Origin of the sequence: Kitasatospora sp. NPDC002965 (assembly GCF_040611255.1) — a bacterium.
Taxonomy (GTDB): Bacteria; Actinomycetota; Actinomycetes; order Streptomycetales; family Streptomycetaceae; genus Kitasatospora.
The window spans coordinates 33,686-50,105 of record NZ_JBEXNT010000067.1 but is presented as its reverse complement, the minus strand read 5'-3'; the positions used below and the strand labels follow the sequence as shown (position 1 = coordinate 50,105).

The 16,420-nt window shown below is 74.2% G+C and carries 18 protein-coding genes; 8 read left to right on the top strand and 10 right to left on the bottom strand.

The genetic code is table 11. From position 1 onward, the window contains the following. Positions 1-50 precede the first annotated feature (50 nt). Entirely contained in the window at positions 51-500 is a 450-nt protein-coding gene (locus ABZY91_RS24440) for a hypothetical protein (RefSeq protein ID WP_355405227.1), read from the bottom strand. A 438-nt stretch (positions 501-938) separates the two neighbouring features. Between ABZY91_RS24440 and ABZY91_RS24435 the strand changes: the two genes are divergently transcribed. After that, complete coding sequence (locus ABZY91_RS24435; RefSeq protein ID WP_355405226.1) at positions 939-2,246, top strand: alpha/beta fold hydrolase; 1,308 nt, start codon at positions 939-941, stop codon at positions 2,244-2,246. A gap of 204 nt (positions 2,247-2,450) precedes the next feature. On the opposite strand, the gene ABZY91_RS24430 is transcribed toward ABZY91_RS24435, so the two are convergent. Next, the gene (locus ABZY91_RS24430) at positions 2,451-3,032 is read right to left on the bottom strand and encodes a TetR/AcrR family transcriptional regulator (RefSeq protein ID WP_355405225.1); all 582 of its coding nucleotides are present in this window, start codon (positions 3,030-3,032) and stop codon (positions 2,451-2,453) included. 236 nt (positions 3,033-3,268) lie between these two features. Here ABZY91_RS24430 and ABZY91_RS24425 point away from each other — a divergent pair, with 236 nt between their 5' ends. Then, positions 3,269-3,664, top strand: coding sequence for a VOC family protein (locus ABZY91_RS24425; protein WP_355405228.1), 396 nt, complete (start codon positions 3,269-3,271; stop codon positions 3,662-3,664). A 379-nt stretch (positions 3,665-4,043) separates the two neighbouring features. Further along, positions 4,044-4,508, top strand: a complete 465-nt coding sequence (locus ABZY91_RS24420; protein WP_355405224.1) for a hypothetical protein — start codon at positions 4,044-4,046, stop codon at positions 4,506-4,508. Positions 4,509-4,607: 99 nt separating this feature from the next. Here the strand turns inward: ABZY91_RS24420 and ABZY91_RS24415 are convergent, their stop codons facing one another. The 3 genes from ABZY91_RS24415 to ABZY91_RS24405 are packed head-to-tail and all read right to left on the bottom strand — an operon-like array spanning position 4,608 to position 6,387. Further along, the gene (locus ABZY91_RS24415) at positions 4,608-4,997 is read right to left on the bottom strand and encodes a roadblock/LC7 domain-containing protein (RefSeq protein ID WP_329882041.1); all 390 of its coding nucleotides are present in this window, start codon (positions 4,995-4,997) and stop codon (positions 4,608-4,610) included. Then, entirely contained in the window at positions 4,994-6,031 is a 1,038-nt protein-coding gene (locus ABZY91_RS24410; RefSeq protein ID WP_355405223.1) for a DUF4388 domain-containing protein, read from the bottom strand. Before ABZY91_RS24410 ends, ABZY91_RS24415 begins: the two co-directional genes overlap by 4 nt. Next, the gene (locus ABZY91_RS24405) at positions 6,028-6,387 is read right to left on the bottom strand and encodes a hypothetical protein (RefSeq protein WP_329882043.1); all 360 of its coding nucleotides are present in this window, start codon (positions 6,385-6,387) and stop codon (positions 6,028-6,030) included. Before ABZY91_RS24405 ends, ABZY91_RS24410 begins: the two co-directional genes overlap by 4 nt. A gap of 142 nt (positions 6,388-6,529) precedes the next feature. On the opposite strand from ABZY91_RS24405, the gene ABZY91_RS24400 reads away from it, so the two are divergent. Next, positions 6,530-6,895: a hypothetical protein gene (locus ABZY91_RS24400; RefSeq protein ID WP_329882044.1), complete on the top strand. Its 366-nt coding sequence runs from the start codon at positions 6,530-6,532 to the stop codon at positions 6,893-6,895. A gap of 242 nt (positions 6,896-7,137) precedes the next feature. Here the strand turns inward: ABZY91_RS24400 and ABZY91_RS24395 are convergent, their stop codons facing one another. Next, the gene (locus ABZY91_RS24395) at positions 7,138-8,073 is read right to left on the bottom strand and encodes a GNAT family N-acetyltransferase (RefSeq protein ID WP_355405222.1); all 936 of its coding nucleotides are present in this window, start codon (positions 8,071-8,073) and stop codon (positions 7,138-7,140) included. 298 nt (positions 8,074-8,371) lie between these two features. On the opposite strand from ABZY91_RS24395, the gene ABZY91_RS24390 reads away from it, so the two are divergent. The 4 genes from ABZY91_RS24390 to tuf all read left to right on the top strand — a co-directional run bounded on the left by ABZY91_RS24390 (position 8,372) and on the right by tuf (position 12,577). Continuing rightward, on the top strand, positions 8,372-9,412 hold the full coding sequence (locus ABZY91_RS24390) for an NADP-dependent oxidoreductase (protein ID WP_355405221.1): 1,041 nt from the start codon (positions 8,372-8,374) through the stop codon (positions 9,410-9,412). A 201-nt stretch (positions 9,413-9,613) separates the two neighbouring features. Beyond that, entirely contained in the window at positions 9,614-10,051 is a 438-nt protein-coding gene (locus tag ABZY91_RS24385) for a RidA family protein (protein ID WP_329882047.1), read from the top strand. Between the two features lie 110 nt (positions 10,052-10,161). Continuing rightward, positions 10,162-11,085: a zinc-binding dehydrogenase gene (locus tag ABZY91_RS24380; protein WP_355405220.1), complete on the top strand. Its 924-nt coding sequence runs from the start codon at positions 10,162-10,164 to the stop codon at positions 11,083-11,085. Between the two features lie 298 nt (positions 11,086-11,383). Further along, positions 11,384-12,577, top strand: coding sequence for an elongation factor Tu (gene tuf, locus ABZY91_RS24375; RefSeq protein ID WP_329948598.1), 1,194 nt, complete (start codon positions 11,384-11,386; stop codon positions 12,575-12,577). Positions 12,578-12,655: 78 nt separating this feature from the next. Here tuf and ABZY91_RS24370 read toward each other — a convergent pair whose 3' ends face one another. From ABZY91_RS24370 to ABZY91_RS24355, 4 genes are all read right to left on the bottom strand, one after another. Further along, positions 12,656-13,090, bottom strand: a complete 435-nt coding sequence (locus ABZY91_RS24370) for an SgcJ/EcaC family oxidoreductase (protein WP_355405219.1) — start codon at positions 13,088-13,090, stop codon at positions 12,656-12,658. Between the two features lie 170 nt (positions 13,091-13,260). Beyond that, positions 13,261-13,857, bottom strand: coding sequence for a hypothetical protein (locus ABZY91_RS24365; protein ID WP_355405218.1), 597 nt, complete (start codon positions 13,855-13,857; stop codon positions 13,261-13,263). 136 nt (positions 13,858-13,993) lie between these two features. Beyond that, positions 13,994-15,019, bottom strand: coding sequence for a hypothetical protein (locus ABZY91_RS24360; protein ID WP_355405217.1), 1,026 nt, complete (start codon positions 15,017-15,019; stop codon positions 13,994-13,996). Continuing rightward, positions 15,016-16,332, bottom strand: a complete 1,317-nt coding sequence (locus tag ABZY91_RS24355) for an MFS transporter (RefSeq protein WP_355405216.1) — start codon at positions 16,330-16,332, stop codon at positions 15,016-15,018. Before ABZY91_RS24355 ends, ABZY91_RS24360 begins: the two co-directional genes overlap by 4 nt. Between the last annotated feature and the right edge of the window lie 88 nt (positions 16,333-16,420).

Here is a 16,420-nt window from a genome sequence, read left to right as displayed (position 1 = left end):
GTGTGGCCGGAGCGCCGCTCCGGCCACACGACCCGGGAGCCGACCCGCTCCTAGCTCTTGAACCAGCCGCTCCACGCACCGCTCGTGTAGCGGATCTGCCGCCACCAGTTCCCGTCGGTGCCGACGGCGTCGAAGATCAGCTCCTCGCCGTGCCACCCCATGCGGATCCCGGAGTCGAGGACGCCGCCGAGCGAGCGCCAGGTGCTGATGCTCCCGTCCGGGAGAAGCCACCTGGTCCACATGGCGTTGTCCGTCCCGACGGCGAAGACCTGGAACGTCCCGTCGTGGAACGTGAAGTACCGCGGCTGGGTGTACTTGCCGCCGCACTTGATCGGCCCCCCGAAGGTGGGGAGGAACCTGATCTCGGTGTTGTGGTAGTCGCACTGGAGCGTCTCCCCGGTGCTCCGGGCGTGGGCCGTACCGGCCGTGCCCGCCGCGCCGCCCATGGCCAGTGCCATGACGGCCACCGCCGTGGCGGCGGCCTTCTTGATCCTCTTCATCCGTGTCTCCGGGTGACGAGTCGGTCCACTCCGCCGGACGGCGGGGCGGGCGGGGCCGGACACCCGCGGTCGAAGGACCGGGGCAGCGGGTGTCCGGCCTCACCGAGAACCCTCCGGAGTCTGCCGATGATCCGTCAACCAACCTTGAAAGTAAGGGACTTGAAGGACCGGCTGCGGTGCCTCATCGGGCACGGAATCGGCGTTCGTCACGACCGGAAGCAACCCGGCTGGGCCGGCGGCGGGTTGTTCACGGGCATGAGCATGCGTGGGAAGACCCATCCGAACCGAGGGCGGCGCGTACTGTCCGCCCTCCTGGCGCTCTCCGCCTCAGTCGCGACCCTCGCGCTGACCGGACCGGCCGCCGCCCAGAACCAGTCCGAGCCGAGTACCTCCGCGGCGCCGATCAGGTGGGGCTCCTGCCCCAGGAGCGAACCGCCCATGCCGGACCCGAACCCCGCCGCGCAGTGCGCGACGGTCGAGGTGCCGGTGGACTGGTCGAAGCCGCACGGCCCGAAGACCGGCATCTTCGTCGCCCGCCTGCGGGCCGCCGACCCGGCCCGGCGCATCGGCGTCCTGATCTCGAACCCGGGCGGCCCCTGGGCCCCCGGGGCCGACGACGCGCTGCACGCCGGTCACCCCCAGAAGGGCGTCTACACGCCGGAGATGCTGCAGCGGTTCGACATCGTCGGCTTCGACCCGAGGGGCAGCCACCGCAGCCAGCAGGCCCGCTGCGACGAGTCGATCGCGGGCGGGATCACGTCCCGCCCGCGCGACGCGGCGGCCTTCGAGCAGATGCGCACCCTGAACGGCCGGCTCGCGGCCGGCTGCCTGCGGCTCACGGGCCCGCTCGCCGCGCACATGGACACCGAGAGCGTGGCGCGGGACATGGACGCGATCCGCGCCGCCCTCGGCGAGCGCCGGATCAGCTTCCTCGGCCACTCCTACGGCACGCTCCTCGGCGAGCGCTACGCGCGCCTGTTCCCGGAGCGGCTCCGCGCGCTCGCCCTCGACAGCGTGATGGACCCGGACCGGCCGAACGCGGAGCGCTTCCTCACCGACGCCAGCGTCACCGCCGACGACACCTTCAAGCGCCTGGCGGCCTGGTGCTCGACGGCGCCGTCCTGTGCGTTGAGCGGCCGGGACCTGGCGGCCGTCGCCGCCGAACTGTTCGCCCGCGCCGAGGCCGGCACGCTCCGCGTCCCGGGACCGGACGGGCCGACGCAGGCCGTGGCCGACGCCGACGGCCTGTCCGACTTCCTCACGTTCCTGACCTGGGGGTGGGACCCGGAGCGGGCGACGCGGGAGCTGGCCGCCGTGTACACCGGGACGGGCACGGTCCACTGGCCCCAGTACCAGGGCCCCACCCGTGACATGCAGCTCGTGCTCTGCCGGGACTACGACCTCCGGATCCGCGACCACGCCGAGTACCGGGCCATCCGGGAGCGGGTCGCCCGGGCCGCGCCGCACGTCCGCGTCAGCACCCAGGGCCTGGACATCGTCCTCGGCTGCCAGGGCTGGACCATCCCGCCGAAGGCCCGGCCCGCCCGGGTGGCGGGCGACCTCCCGCGCGTCCTGGTGGCGAACGCCACCCTCGACCAGCGGACGCCGCTGCCGGGTGCGCGCCGGATGACGCAGTCCTTCCCGAGGGCCACCCTGCTCACCCGGGACGTCGTGGGCCACTGGCTCTACTCCTCCGAGCCGACGAAGGGGGCGTTCAACGCCTACCTCACCGACCCGCGGGGTTGACCCGCGAGACCGGGGCGGGTCGGCCGCACACCGGCCGTCCCTCCCCGGGCCTTCGCCGTCCCCGGGCCTGCCGCCGTCCGCGTGCTCCGGCGCGGGCGGCGGCGCCGGCGAGGGACCGCTGTGGGGGCGGCCCCTCGCCGGCGGGGTGTGTGTCCGTGCGGGTGCCCGACCCGGCGCCGGGGCCCGATCACCGGGGCCCGGCGATCAGGCCGACGTGCGCAGTCCCGACAGGAGCCGGTCGAGCGCCTGCTCCGCGGCCCGGGAGTCCCCGCCCCGTGCGATCCAGAGCGCGGCCTCGTTCATCGCCCCCGAGAGCAGCCGGGCCAGCGGCTCCACCGGCTGCTCGGCGACGGTCCCGGCCGCCACGAGTGCTGTCAGGGCCTCCGCCAGGTGCCGGGCGGACGACTCCTCGTCCAGCGCCCGCCACTCGTCCCAGCCCAGGACGGTCGGCGCGTCGACCAGCAGGATCCGTCGCACGGCCGGGTCCGTCCCCGAGGCGAGGAAGGCGCGGCAGCCGGCCCGGAGCTGCTCCCAGAGGTCCTCGTGCCGCTCGGCCTCCGCCGCGACCCGCTCGCCCAGCTCCTGCTGCACCTCGGCGACGACGGCCCGGAAGAGCCCGGCCTTGCTGTCGAAGTGGTGGTAGGCGGCCCCCTTGGTGACCCCGGCGGCCCGTGCCACCTCGGCCAGCACCACCTGGTGGTAGCCGTCGGCGGCGAACCGCTGCCGCCCTTCGGTCAGCAGCGCCCGCCGGGTGGCTGCCCGCTGCTCCGCCCGGTTGACCGCCATCGCGTCGCACCGCCCTTTCCATTTCGCGTACCCCGGGTATGCTAACTCCAAGGTTCACATACCCCGGGTATGTGAAATGGACGCGAAGGGCCTCCGCCATGACGAACGACCTCAGGAGCGACCTCGGGACCGGCCTCGGGGCCGAGCCCGCGAACGGAACTGCTAACGGAGCTGCGAACGGAACTGCGAACGGGACCGCGAACGCGCCCGCGGCCGGGCTCGGTGGCTTCTACCCGGTGATCGCCACCCGGGACGTGGCCGCCTCCCGCGCCTTCTACACCCGCCACCTCGGCTTCGAGGTCACCTTCGACGCCGACTGGTACGTGAGCCTGCGCCGCCCCGACGCCCCGCAGTACGAGCTGGCCCTGCTGGACCACACCCACCCGACCCTCCCCGAGGGTCACCGGACCCCACTCCGGGGCGGCCTGCTGCTGAACTTCGAGGTGGACGACGTGGACGCCGAGCACCGGCGGCTCGTCGCCGGGGCCGGCCTGCCCGAGGTGCTGCCGCTGCGCACGGAGGAGTTCGGCCAGCGTCACTTCATCGTCGCCGCCCCGGACGGCGTGCTGATCGACGTCATCACCGTCGTCCCGCCCAGCGAGGAGTACGCCGCCCAGTACACGGGCGCCTGACCCGCGGCCGGCCTCGCGGAATCCGCGGCGTGCCCCATGGGGCACGAAGGCGACGCCGATCCGGTCCGGTCCGCCCGGGCCCCGGAGTGCGGTGCGCCCCTCCAGCTGGGGCGCTGCGGCGGCCTTCGCAGCCCAAGTCCTCCCGTGGGGCCGTCCGTTGAGGCAGGCGGGTCGGTCCGCGCGGCCCTTACCGACCGGTTGCGGTGACGACATGTCAGGCGGTCGGCGACGCTGTCCGGGAGGGGCCGGTGCCTGCGTACGCGGATGCGGACGCGTCTACGGGCGTGCCGTGACCGACCGCCGTGTCGGGCGGCCGGGCCCCGCCCGCCTGCCGTCCGGCAGGCGAGCACGGTCCGTGACCCGGAGGTTCGTGATGGGGATGCAGAAACTCAGGAGGGCCGTCGCCTCGGCGGCGGTGGTCGTCGGCACGCTGGCGGGCGGCGTGGCCGGGACGGCCGGCACCGCCCAGGCCGCCGACTCCGCCGTGGTCACCTACCCTCAACCCGGCTGCAAGAAGGCGGCGATCACCCACGAGACCCTCAACGTCTACGGGGGCAGGTTCCTCTGCGGGGGAGGGTTCGGGGAGACCCTCTGGCTGGCCGCGTTCGCCGACGGCACGGTGCAGCTCTTCGTCGTCGGAACGGACTACGCGGTGTGGACCCGCTGGGAGAACCCGAACGGGTCCCTGAGCCAGTGGGTCTCGCTCGGCGGCCCGGTCGCCGGCCCGGTGAGCATCGGGGCCATGAACGGCTACTTCGTGCAGCTGACCGCGAAGGGCACGGACGGCAGGCACTGGTTCAACAACCGCCAGACCAACGGCGTCTGGACCGGCTGGTTCCGGTAGCCGCGGCCGGGAGCCGCCCCGGCCGGCGCCCGGCCTCCGGCGCCCGGCGTCCGGCGTCGCGCGGATCCCGGACACCCCCGTCCGTCGCCGGGGCCTGCGCTAGGCCGCGGGGACCATCCCGAGCAGCTCGCTCAGCCGCCGGATCGAGGCGGGCGACTCGCGGTGCAGGCCGGCGATGTCGAGGCCCTCGTCGCCCAGGACCATCAGCAGTGCCTGGTCCCCGATCGCCAGCACCACGACGTAGCCGCCGTTGCAGCGGGTGACCACGTCGCGCAGGCCGCCCACGCCGACCTCGGCCGCGGTGCGCCGGCCGAGGCCGAGCATGGCGGCCGACAGGGCGGCGGCCGACTCGGGGTGGACGGCGGCCGTGTCGGCGGCCACCAGCAGGCCGTCGGCGGTGGAGATGACACTCTCGGAGATGCCCATGACCCGTTCGCGGAGGGACTTCAACTCGGCGACGAGAACGGCGGTCGGTGTCTGGGTGCTCATGGTCTGCTCTTCTCGGTCGTCTCTGTCGTCTCGGTGCGGTGTGCGTTCGGTGGACCGTCGGAAGCGCCCGCCGCTTCCTCGGGCCGGGAGTCCGGCCGGCCGTGGCCGCCCGCGTTCCCTGCGCCGCGTACGCCGGGGACGCGACGCGGCAGCGGCCCGGTCGCGGTCGGCAGCGGTCCGCTCGGCGGTGTTCGCGGAGCCACGCTCGGTGCCGTGGCGGCCGGGAGCGCCGTTTCGCGGTGGAGAAGGTGTCGGGCGTCCATCCGGACGACGTCGAGCAGCACCGAGAACACGCCGCGCCCCAGCGCGAATCCGATGTCGCGCGGGGTGCGGCGGCCGGTGGCCGCGGCCAGGACCTCCCGGTAGCGGACCGGGATCCGCGACGCAGCGGACTCGGCCGCGGCGGCAGGGCGGATCCGGGTGCGGGCCAGCTCGCCGGGCGGGCCCCAGAGGCGGGTCAGCAGCGCCAACCGCCGGGCGGTCTCCTCGAAGAGCCGCTGCGGCTCGATCCCCGGCCGCAGCGCGATCCGGGCGGGCGGCGCCGATTCGGCGATCTCCCAGCTGCCGGGCGGGCTGAGCACCAGGGCGAAGGCTCCGTCGAAGGCGGCGGCGGCGCAGACGGCTTCGAGTTCGGTGGCGCCGATCGACCCCTGGGCCATCAGGGCCGCGCCGAGGTCGCCGCCCCAGGCCGCGGGAGCGTCGACCGGGCGGGCGGCGGAAGCGGCCGTCTCGGCGGTCGCCCAGTCCGCCTCGCCGACGCGCCGCGCCTTCAGCAGCAGGGTCTCGGCGGTCGGGGCCCCGGGGGTCTCGATCGCCGTGACCAGTCCCTGTTCCAGGTGGATGGTGCCGCCCGGTGCGCTGGAGACGGTGACCGAGCCGGTGAAGCCCGTCCGGTGCAGCGCGAGGAGCAGCGCGGGCACGTTACGGGCCGCAGGCGGCACGGGCGGTGCCGGGTCGTGGGCCCGGCCGCCGGCCGGTCGGTGGGCAGGGTGGTGGGCCGGGTCGTGGGACAGCTCGTCGGAAGGGCCGCTCATGCCAGCAAGCCCCCCGCACGGTCGGCGGTCTGGCGGATCGCCAGCGCCAGGTTGGTCCGACCCCGGTCCAGCACGGTGGCCAGCAGCAGGGGATCGCCCTGACGGGGCACCACCTGGACGACCTGGTGATGGCGGGTGCTGGTGACCACCACGCTCTCCAACTCGCTCTCCACCCCGGCCTCGTACAGACGCTCGCCGATCAGATTGGTCAGCTCGGCGAGCTCGGCCCCGCTGCCGAGCAGCCGGTGGTCCCCGGCGGAGTGGTAGCTGAGGCCCGTGACGGCGTCGACGAGAGCGGCACCGACGACTCCGGGGGAGTCGAGCACATCGGAGAGGGAAGCTTCGAGTGCGCGCACCAGTACCCCTTCACGTTCCGAACTGTTGGCAGCGTACTTTATTCCACCATTTCCGCGGGGTGACCACCGAGGGTGGCTTCTTGCTACTTTGTTCCCGCACACGGGAGTTCTGCCCGGAAGTCACGCAAAGGACGAACAGCGCATGAACATTGACAACGCACTCAAGGACGCGATGGCCATCGAGGGCGCCATCGGCGTGGCTCTGGCCGACTACGAGAGCGGTATGTCACTCGGGTTCCTCGGCGGGGGCCAGCAGCTCGACCTGGAGGTCGCGGCAGCCGCCAACACCGAGGTCGTCCGGGCCAAGATACGGGCCCTGGCAGCGCTGTCGATCGACGACGTCATCGAGGACATCCTGATCACCCTCGGCACCCAGTACCACCTGATCCGCCCGCTGGCGCGCAGCCACGGATCCCTCTTCCTCTACCTGGCGCTGGACCGCTCGCGCGCCAACCTGGCGCTCGCCCGGCACGGTCTCAAGCGGATCGAGGCCGATCTCGACGTCTAGGGTGCGCGCCGCACCGGGAATTCCCGGTGCGAATGCGAAGCGTGATGAACCGGCTACGGCGTTCCGTCCGTTGGGGTGGGGTGCGGAAATTGCAGGTGCGCATCAATCACGGAAATGCGTGACTTTCCGATGACTGGGCGTCATATTCTCCCCCCGGCGTTCCGCGCCGAGCCCTAATCCCGGAACCGTGGAGCGGCCGAACGCCGAACGCCGAACGCCGGAACGCCGCACCGCCCCCCGCCCTACCGGGGCTCCTCGTCGAGCACCTTGCCGTACATCGACGAGGTGCGCCGGACGGTCATCCCGATCCGCTCGTACAGCGGCAGCGCGCCGGTGTTCGAGTGCGTCCACAGGGTGCACAGCTCCCGCCCGTGCCGGTGGAACGCGCCGAACACCTCGCCCAGCAGCAGCCGTGCGATGCCCCGGTTCCGGTGGTCGAGGCGGACGGCCAGCCGTTCCACGTAGCCCTCGCTCCCGCCCGGCACGTCGAGCGACAGCGCCGCGCCCACCATCTCCCCGTCCGCGAGGGCCACCCGCGAGAGCGCGGGCGCGAACGCCTCCCGTCCGACGGTCCGCAGGGCCCACTCCTCGTAGGAGCTGCGCCGCACCTGCCACTCGTCGAACGCGTCCTCGGTGAGCAGGTAGGCCGCCCGCTCGTCGCCGGGGGCGAAGGGCCGCACCGTGATCCCGTCCGGCGGCCCGGCCGCCGCCGGGCGGGCGGGCAGCGCGATCCCCAGCTGCCACTGGGAGACGAACGGCCGGTACCCGCGCGAGCGCAGCAGTGCCACGGCGGCCCGGTCGCCGTCCTCCACGGCCTGGGCGAGCCGTACGCCGCCCGCACGCCGGGCCTGCGCCTCGGTCCAGTCGAGCAGCCATCCGCCCAACCCGGCGCCCCGGTGGGTCGGGTGGACGTCGATCCGGCTCCGGCGGCCCCCGCGGACCCACGCCCAGCCGGCCACCTCGCCGTCGCCGTCCTGCACGAGCAGCGCGTCGCGGGCCGGGTCGAGGTCGGGGAGGGCCAGGTCGGCGGCGATGTCGTCGGACCCGGTCTCGGCCCGGCCCAGCAGGTCGCGCTCGCAGGCGCCGACCAGCCGGTGGACGGCCGGGGCGTCGGCGACGGCGGCCGGCCGGCTCCGGTAGCGGGCGGGGAGCGGCGGCAGTTCGGGGAGCACGGTCATGCTTCCCGACTCTCCGCCACCCGGGCCGCTCCTGTCGACCGGTTTCGCCGCACCGGCGTCCTACGCACCGGCGGACGTGCGGGCGTCCGCGACGGCGTCCGGGCCGGCGTCCGGGCCGAGGGTTCCCGCACCGGAAGTCGGCCGGTCCGACGTCCCGTGCGCACGCCCGCCGGGCGGCCCTGTGCGTACGGGCCGGGCGGCCGTGCGCGGACCGTCAGCCGATCGTGCGAGGCCCCCGGCAGAGTCTTCCTCGTCAGCAGGAAACGGCAGCACCGGACGAAGAACGAGGAAGCCCGCCATGAGCACCCAGCAGACCACCGTGACCCCCGCCACCACCTTCTCCGCCGAGGTCCGGCTCGCCTCCCGCCCGGTCGGGTCGCCCACCGCCGAGACCTTCGAGCTGGTCCGCACCGCAGTCCCCGAGCCGGCCGAGGGCGAGATCGTCGTCCGCAACACCTGGATGTCGGTGGACCCGTACATGCGGGGCCGGATGGACGACGCGCCGTCCTACATCCCGCCGTTCGAGCTCGGCGCGGCCCTGGACGGCAGCGCGGTCGGCGTGGTGGTCGCCTCCCGCTCCGACGCCGTGCCGGTCGGCGCGACCGTCTCCCACTTCCTCGGCTGGCGCGAGTACGCCGTCCTGGACGCCGCCGCCGCGACCGTCGTCGACACCGGCCTCGCCCCGGCCTCCGCCTACCTGGGGGTGCTGGGCACCACCGGCCTCACCGCCTACGCGGCGCTCACCGAGATCGCCCCGGTCCGCGAGGGCGACGTCGTCTTCGTCTCCGCCGCCGCCGGGGCGGTGGGCAGCGTCGCCGGGCAGCTGGCCCGCAGGCTCGGCGCCTCGAAGGTGATCGGTTCGGCCGGCGGCCCGGAGAAGGCCGCGAAGCTGGTGACGGACTTCGGTTACGACGCCGCGATCGACTACCGGGCCGGCTCGCTGGACGAACAGCTCGCCGCAGCCGCCCCGGAGGGCATCGACGTCTACCTCGACAGCGTCGGCGGCGACCACCTGCGGGCCGCCATCGGCGCGATGCGCACCGGCGGCCGGATCGCCCTCGTCGGCGCGATCAGCACCTACAACGCGACCAGCCCGGCCCCGGGTCCCGACAACCTGTTCCAGGCGGCGGCCAAGGAGCTGAACCTGCGCGGGATGCTGGTCAGCAGCTACTTCCACCTCTTCCCCGAGTGGATCGGCCGGGCCGCCGGCTGGCTCGCCGACGGGAGCCTGCGGACCGAGCAGACCGTCGTCGAGGGCATCGAGCAGGCGCCGGCCGCCTTCCTCGGCGTGATGCGCGGCGCCAACACCGGCAAGATGCTCGTCCGCCTGGAGGGATGACCGGCCCGGAGGAGGACCGCCGGAAGGAAGCCCGGCGGGCGGGGGGACCGCCCGCCGGGATGATCGCCGCCGCGCGGAGCGTTGCCACCGGAGGGATCCGGGTCGACGCCGAACCGCCGGAAGGCGTGCGCAGCACCGCACCTGACGTCACGACAACGACCCGTCGCACCCACCGCACCACAACCGAAGGAACCGTCGACCATGAGTGACCTCCACGACCACCGCACCCTCACCAACCCCGCCGGCCTGCACGACCCCACGCCGTTCGGCTACAGCCACGCCGCCTCCGCGCCCGGCGAACCGGTCTTCATCGGCGGGCAGTACGCCTCCGACGAGAGCGGCCAGGTCGTCCCCGGCGACTTCGCCGCCCAGGTCGAGCGGTCCTTCGACAACCTGCGCACCGCGCTGGCCGGCGTCGGCCTCGGCTTCGAGCACGTCGTCCGGCTCGGCTCGTACGTCGTCGACCACGACCTGGAGAAGCTGGGTGTGCTGGGGAAGGCCCTGCACGCCGCCTGGGGCGACCGGCTGCCCGCCCAGACGCTCAGCGGCGTCGCGTCGCTGGCGCTGCCCGGGATGCTCTTCGAGATAGACGCGGTCGCGGTGCGCCCGGTCGACGGCGCGGAGAGCGCCACCCGCTGACCCCGCGGCGCCCGGCGCCACTCCAGGGGGCCGCCGATCGTGGCGGCCTCCTCCGCGGCACCTCCTCCGCGGCACCTCCTCCTCCGATCCTCCGCACTGAAGGGCCCGCCATGAAGGCACTCGTCCACGACCCGAACGCCCCCCGGCAGCTGAGCTTCGCCGAGGTGCCGGATCCGAAACCCGGGCCCGGACAGGCGCTGATCGAGGTCGGCGCGGTCTCCTTCAACTTCGGTGAGATCGTCTACCGGTCGCCGGACACCCCACCCGGCACGGTGCCGGGCTGGGACGCGGCGGGTGTCGTCGTCCGGTCGGCCGACGACGGATCGGGTCCACCCGTCGGGGCCCGGGTGGTCACCTTCGGGTGGGGCGGCGCCTGGGCGCGGCTGCGGGCGGTGGACACCGCCGAGCTGGCGGTCGTGCCCGACGCCGTCGACCTGGGGACGGCGAGCGCCCTCCCGGTGGCCGGGGTCACGGCGCTCCAGGCGGTCCGCCGCCTGGGCTCCGTCCTCGGCCGTCGGGTCCTGGTCACCGGCGCCTCGGGCGGGGTGGGGCGCTTCGCCGTCCAGCTCCTCGCGCTGGGGGGTGCGCACGTCGTCGCCTCGGTCGGCGGCCCGGCCCGTGCGGAGGGCCTGCGGGAGCTGGGCGCGGCCGAGATCGTGCACGGCCCGGAGGAGCTGACCTCGCCGGTGTACGGCGTGCTCGACAACGTCGGCGGCAGCCAGCTGGCCGAGGCGTTCTACCGCCTCGAACGCGGCGGCGTCGTCCAGGCGATCGGGAAGGCCTCCGGCGAGCCGACCGTCATCGACTTCGAGCGGGCCCGCGTCGAGAGCCCGAACGGTCGGCTGGAGAACTTCAACGTCAGCACGCCCGTCGGTGCCGACCTCGGTCACCTGCTCCACCTGGTGGCGACGGACCGGCTCTCCCCGCAGATCGGCTGGCGCGGCTCCTGGGCCAGGGCCCACGAGGCGGCGGACGCGCTCGTCGGGCGCCGGGTCCTCGGCAAGGCCGTCCTGGACCTGGGCCCGGACGACTAGCCCGGACGACTAGCCCGGACGACTAGCCCGGACGACTGGCCCGGACGACTGGCCCGGACGGCCGGGCCGGGACCGCCGCGCCCGCGGGGCCGGGCCCGCCGGAGGGCGTGGTCCCGGCTCCGCCGCACCCCCGGCCCGCTATGGTTACCCTCTGCGCGGGGTCGGTCACTCCTGGTCGCGGCGGCGGGGGCACGCCCTCCCCGCGTGCGACGGCCGCGCCCCGCGCTTTCCATGAGCAGCGCGGGCAGGCGGTCGGCCGATGGCTCTCCGCCCCGGTCCGACATCTGAGGAGGAGCGCGTGGCGAAGGCGAAGTTCGAGCGGACGAAGCCGCATGTCAACATCGGCACCATCGGCCATGTCGACCACGGGAAGACGACGCTGACGGCGGCGATCACCAAGGTCCTGCACGACGCCTATCCGGACCTGAACCCTTTCACGCCGTTCGACGAGATCGACAAGGCGCCGGAGGAGCGGCAGCGCGGCATCACGATCTCGATCGCGCACGTCGAGTACCAGACCGAGGCGCGTCACTACGCCCACGTCGACTGCCCGGGTCACGCGGACTACATCAAGAACATGATCACCGGCGCCGCCCAGATGGACGGGGCGATCCTCGTCGTCGCCGCCACCGACGGCCCGATGCCGCAGACCAAGGAGCACGTCCTGCTGGCCCGCCAGTCAGGGGTCCCGTACATCGTCGTCGCCCTGAACAAGGCCGACATGGTGGACGACGAGGAGATCCTGGAGCTCGTCGAGCTGGAGGTCCGCGAGCTCCTCTCCGAGTACGAGTTCGACGGCGACAACACCCCGGTGGTCCAGGTCTCCGCCCTCAAGGCCCTGGAGGGCGACAAGGAGTGGGGCGAGAAGCTGCTGGGTCTGATGAAGGCCGTCGACGAGAGCATCCCGCAGCCCACGCGGGACATCGACCACCCCTTCCTGATGCCGGTCGAGGACGTCTTCACCATCACCGGCCGCGGCACCGTGGTGACCGGCCGGATCGAGCGCGGGGTGCTGAAGGTCAACGAGACCGTCGACATCATCGGCATCAAGCCGGAGAAGACCACGACCACGGTCACCGGCATCGAGATGTTCCGCAAGCTGCTCGACGAGGGGCGGGCCGGCGAGAACGTCGGCCTGCTGCTGCGCGGCATCAAGCGCGAGGACGTCGAGCGCGGCCAGTGCATCATCAAGCCCGGATCGGTGACCCCGCACACCGAGTTCGAGGCGACGGCCTACATCCTGTCCAAGGACGAGGGCGGCCGGCACACCCCGTTCTTCAACAACTACCGGCCCCAGTTCTACTTCCGCACCACCGACGTCACCGGCGTGGTGACCCTCAAGGAGGGCACCGAACTGGTCATGCCCGGGGACAACGTCGAGATCACCGTCACCCTGATCCAGCCCGTCGCGATGGAGGAGGGTCTGCGGTTCACCATCCGCGAGGGCGGCCGGACCGTCGGCGCGGGCCAGGTCACGAGGATCACCAAGTAGGAGAAGAGGGAGAAGGGGGCCGCCTCCTGGCACGATCGAAGGATCGGAGGCGGCCCCCGGCTCGGGACCGGTCGTCACTCACCCGGCGGACGGGGCATCGACCGCGTTGTTCTGACCGGCCACGATCTTCCAGCCGTCCGCCTGGCGGGCCACCACGTAGAGGGCGGCGCCGTGCGCCCCCTCCACGGGTTCGCCCGCGGCGTCGGTGGGCGTCTGGGCGACGTTCACCGCGACCACGTCCTCCGCGATCGCCAGGATCTTCACCACGTCGTACCGGGCGTAGGAGTCCCGCAGGAAGGTCTCCATCGCCGGCCCGCTGAACTCGGCGATCGCCGTCCGTCCGTCGAGCCGCAGGCCGCGGGCGTTGGTCCACGAGGCCTGCTCGCCGAACTGCTCGCCCAGCGCGGTCGCGTCCTTGGTGTTGAACGCCTTCTCCAGGGCGGCGACCACCCCGGTCACCGCGTTCCTGACCTCGGCCGGAACGGCCCCCACCACCAGTACGTCGTTCGCCATGGCGAACCCCTCCTCACGTGCCGTGCCGGCGGTGGTGATCACCGCCTGGGCCCTATCCGACAACGTGAACCCCACTTGAGGTCAAGCCCGGTGGGCGGAGGCCGGTACGGGCCGCCGCGGGAGGCCGGCGCCGTCCGGGGCGGAGGGGAAGCGCCCCGGCGCCCAGGGCCTCAGGGGCGGTACAGCTCCGTGATGCGGGTGATGCGACCGCGGGCGTCGAGGACGATGTCGTAGGTGTCGCCGTAGCAGCCGTACGGCGGGTCGGGCTCACGGTCGGCCAGGCAGTCGCCGAGGTGCTCCAGGAGGACGGGGAGCTGGACCTCCTTGGCGGGCTCACCGTCCTCAAGGGCGACGAGGGTGGCGGTCACCCGGGCGGCGAGCGGGTAGGCGGTGGGGATGCCGACCGGGTCGTAGGAGCCGTCGTCGGGGGCGTCGGAGTCGCAGACGTACCGGGTGGGGAGGGCGGTGAGGCGGCCCTCGATCTCGCCGACGACCCGGACGACCTGGTGGCCGGGGCTCAGCGAGAGGTCGGTGCACTCGGGCGAGGGGGCCGTCGGCGCGGAGTCGGTCGCGGCGCCGTACGCCTCCTCCGTGCCGTCCTCCCACGGGGCCGCGTCGTCGAGGTCCTCGGCGTCGGCCGTGTCCTCGTCGTCGTCCGAGGCCATCGCCACCGTCGGGTCCTCGTCGATCGGGGTGCAGGCGGCCAGGCCGGCGGTGACGGTACAGCAGAGCAGCACGGCGAGGAGGAGGCGACGGGGGGCGGTCATGGGGCGAGTCTCCCAGGAAGACGACCGGACACGGCACCCCCGTACACGCGGAATCCGTACACCCGGTTCCGCTCCGCCGGTTCCGCCGGTCCGGCGGAACCGGACGGCGGCGGGCAGGCGGGCGGACGGCGCACGGTCAGGACAGCGGGGCGGGGGAGTTGGCCTCGGGGACGAGCAGCGCGGGCGCCGCCGAACCGTCGGCCGGTACCCCCCAGACGTCGTTGACCCCGTCCGAGCGCTGGATCGCGTACGCGACGGTGGCGTCGTCGAGCCAGGCGGGCTGGTCGTCCACCGAGCGCTGCTCGGGCAGCCGGGTGGCGGCCATCGTGGCGAGGTCCAGCACGGCGGGGCGCCAGCCCTTGGCGGGGTCGCCGTCGACGGCCTGCTTGAACGCGATCCGGCGGCCGTCGGGGGAGAGCGACGGGCACTCGACGTTGTCGGCGAGCGTGCGGACGGTCCGGGCGGCGAGGTCGCCCTCCACCAGGTAGCGGTGGCCGTCGGTGGCGAGGGTCGCGTAGAACCGGTTGTCGTCCGCGGTGAAGGTCACCCCCCAGTAGTTCACGTCGGCGGCGCGGTACGGCCGGCCGTCCCGGGTGATCGTGAACTCCTCCAGAGTGTTGAGGAGTTGCCCCCCGGAGGTGTCGAGGACGCCGGTCCGGGTGGAGAAGGAGTTGCCCGCGTAGGAGTCGCCGCCGACGAAGAGCGTCCAGGAGACCATCCGGCCGCTGGCGGAGACCCGGAGCCGGTTCGGGAGGCCGGTCAGCGAGACCTTCCTGCGCTCGTTCGACGCCCGGTCCAGCACGACGAGTTCGGGCCCCTCCAGGGCGCCGGCCGGGGCGAGGCAGGCGACCGTCCCGGCGGCGGCGTACGCGCGCTCGCAGCGGCGGCTGCCGACCTCGCGGCTGCCGCCCGGGTCCTGGCGGGAGACGGACGAGAGCAGGCCGTTGCTCAGGACCTGGATGCGCGGACCGGCCGCCGTGCCGCCGGGGTCGCCGTCGGGATCGGAGTCGGAGTCGGAGTCGGGGGCGGAGCCGCGGCCCGGGGCCGTCGCGGCGGTGCCCGGTGCGGAGCCGGCGGTCAGCGTGTACGTCGTGGCGGCGCCGCCGAGCAGCAGGGCGGCGGTGGCTATCGCCAGCAGCCGGGCGCGCGGGGTGAGGTTCAACGGGGGTCCTTCGCAGGGGTGTCGGGGGTGGTCACGGGAGCGGCCGGGCCGGCGGGGCGGCGCGGACCGCCGGACAGCAGGACGACGGTCCCCAGCAGCGCCACCACGACGGCCGCCGCGGCCGCCCGGCTGGCGGTGGCCGGCCCCCAGTACTGCCAGGCCAGCCCGAACAGCACCGAGGAGGCCAGGTAGGCCAGGGCCTGTCCGCTCTGCACCAGGGCGATGCCGGTGGTCCGCAGCGCCTCGGGCAGCCGGGGCCCGGCCAGGGCCATCAGCACGCCGTCGGTGGCCGCGTAGAAGAGGCCGTGCAGCGCCAGCACCGCCACCGTCGCGCCCGTCCCGTCGAGCGGCCCGTACAGCAGCAGGTACGCGCCGGCCAGGGCCGCGTAGCCGCCCAGCAGCACCGGGAGGCGGCCGATCCGGTCGGCGAGCGCGCCCAGCGGTGCGGCCAGCAGCAGGTACGTCAGGCTGGTGCCGACCGCCAGCAGCGGGAACCAGCCCAGCGAGAGGTCCGAACGCCGCTGCAGCAGCAGGTAGACGAAGCCGTCGCCGATCGTGGCCAGCCCGAGCAGCGCGGCGGCCAGCACCAGCCGCAGCACCGGGCCCTGCCGCAGCAGGCCCAGCGCGGCGCGGGCGGAGATCGCGCCGGCCGCGGGCATCGGGGTGCGGTGGTCGCGGACGAACAGCACCAGGATCAGGACGCCGAAGGCGGCGACGCAGAAGCTGGTGACGAAGACCGCGTCGAAGGCCTGTCCGGCGGCGGCCAGGACCGCCAGCGCGAGCAGCGGGCCGGCGAAGGCGCCGGCCGCGTCCATGGTGCGGTGCAGGCCGAACGCCCGGCCCAGCGAGCCCTCCGGGGCGGAGAGGGTGATCAGGGCGTCCCGCGGGGCGCTGCGCAGGCCCTTGCCGGCCCGGTCGGCGGTGATCACCAGGCCGAGCGCGGCCGGTGCGGAGCCGGCGGCGAGCAGGCCGAGCTTGGCGACGGCGGAGATCGCGTAGCCGGCCCCGGCGACGACCTTGCGGCGCTGGATCCGGTCGGCGACGAAGCCGCCGACCAGGCGCAGCAGCACGGTCGCGCCGCCGTAGAGACCGTCGATCACCCCGTACGCGGCCGGGCCGAGGTGCAGGGCGGCGGTCAGGTAGAGCGGGAGGACGGCGGTGACCATCTCGGAGGAGACGTCGGTCACCAGGCTGACCGTCCCGAGGGCGACGACGTTGCCGCCCACCAGGGCCCAGCGGCGCTTCCTCGGGCCGGCGGGGGGATCGGTGGGGGGATCGGCGGCGGCCGGGCGGCCGATGGTGGACAGGTACACGGGTGGCCTTTCGCCGGTGCGAGCTCGGCACGGGGACGGTCGGCGCGGGACGGCGGCGCGGGGTGGCGGCGCGGGACGGCGGTGCGGG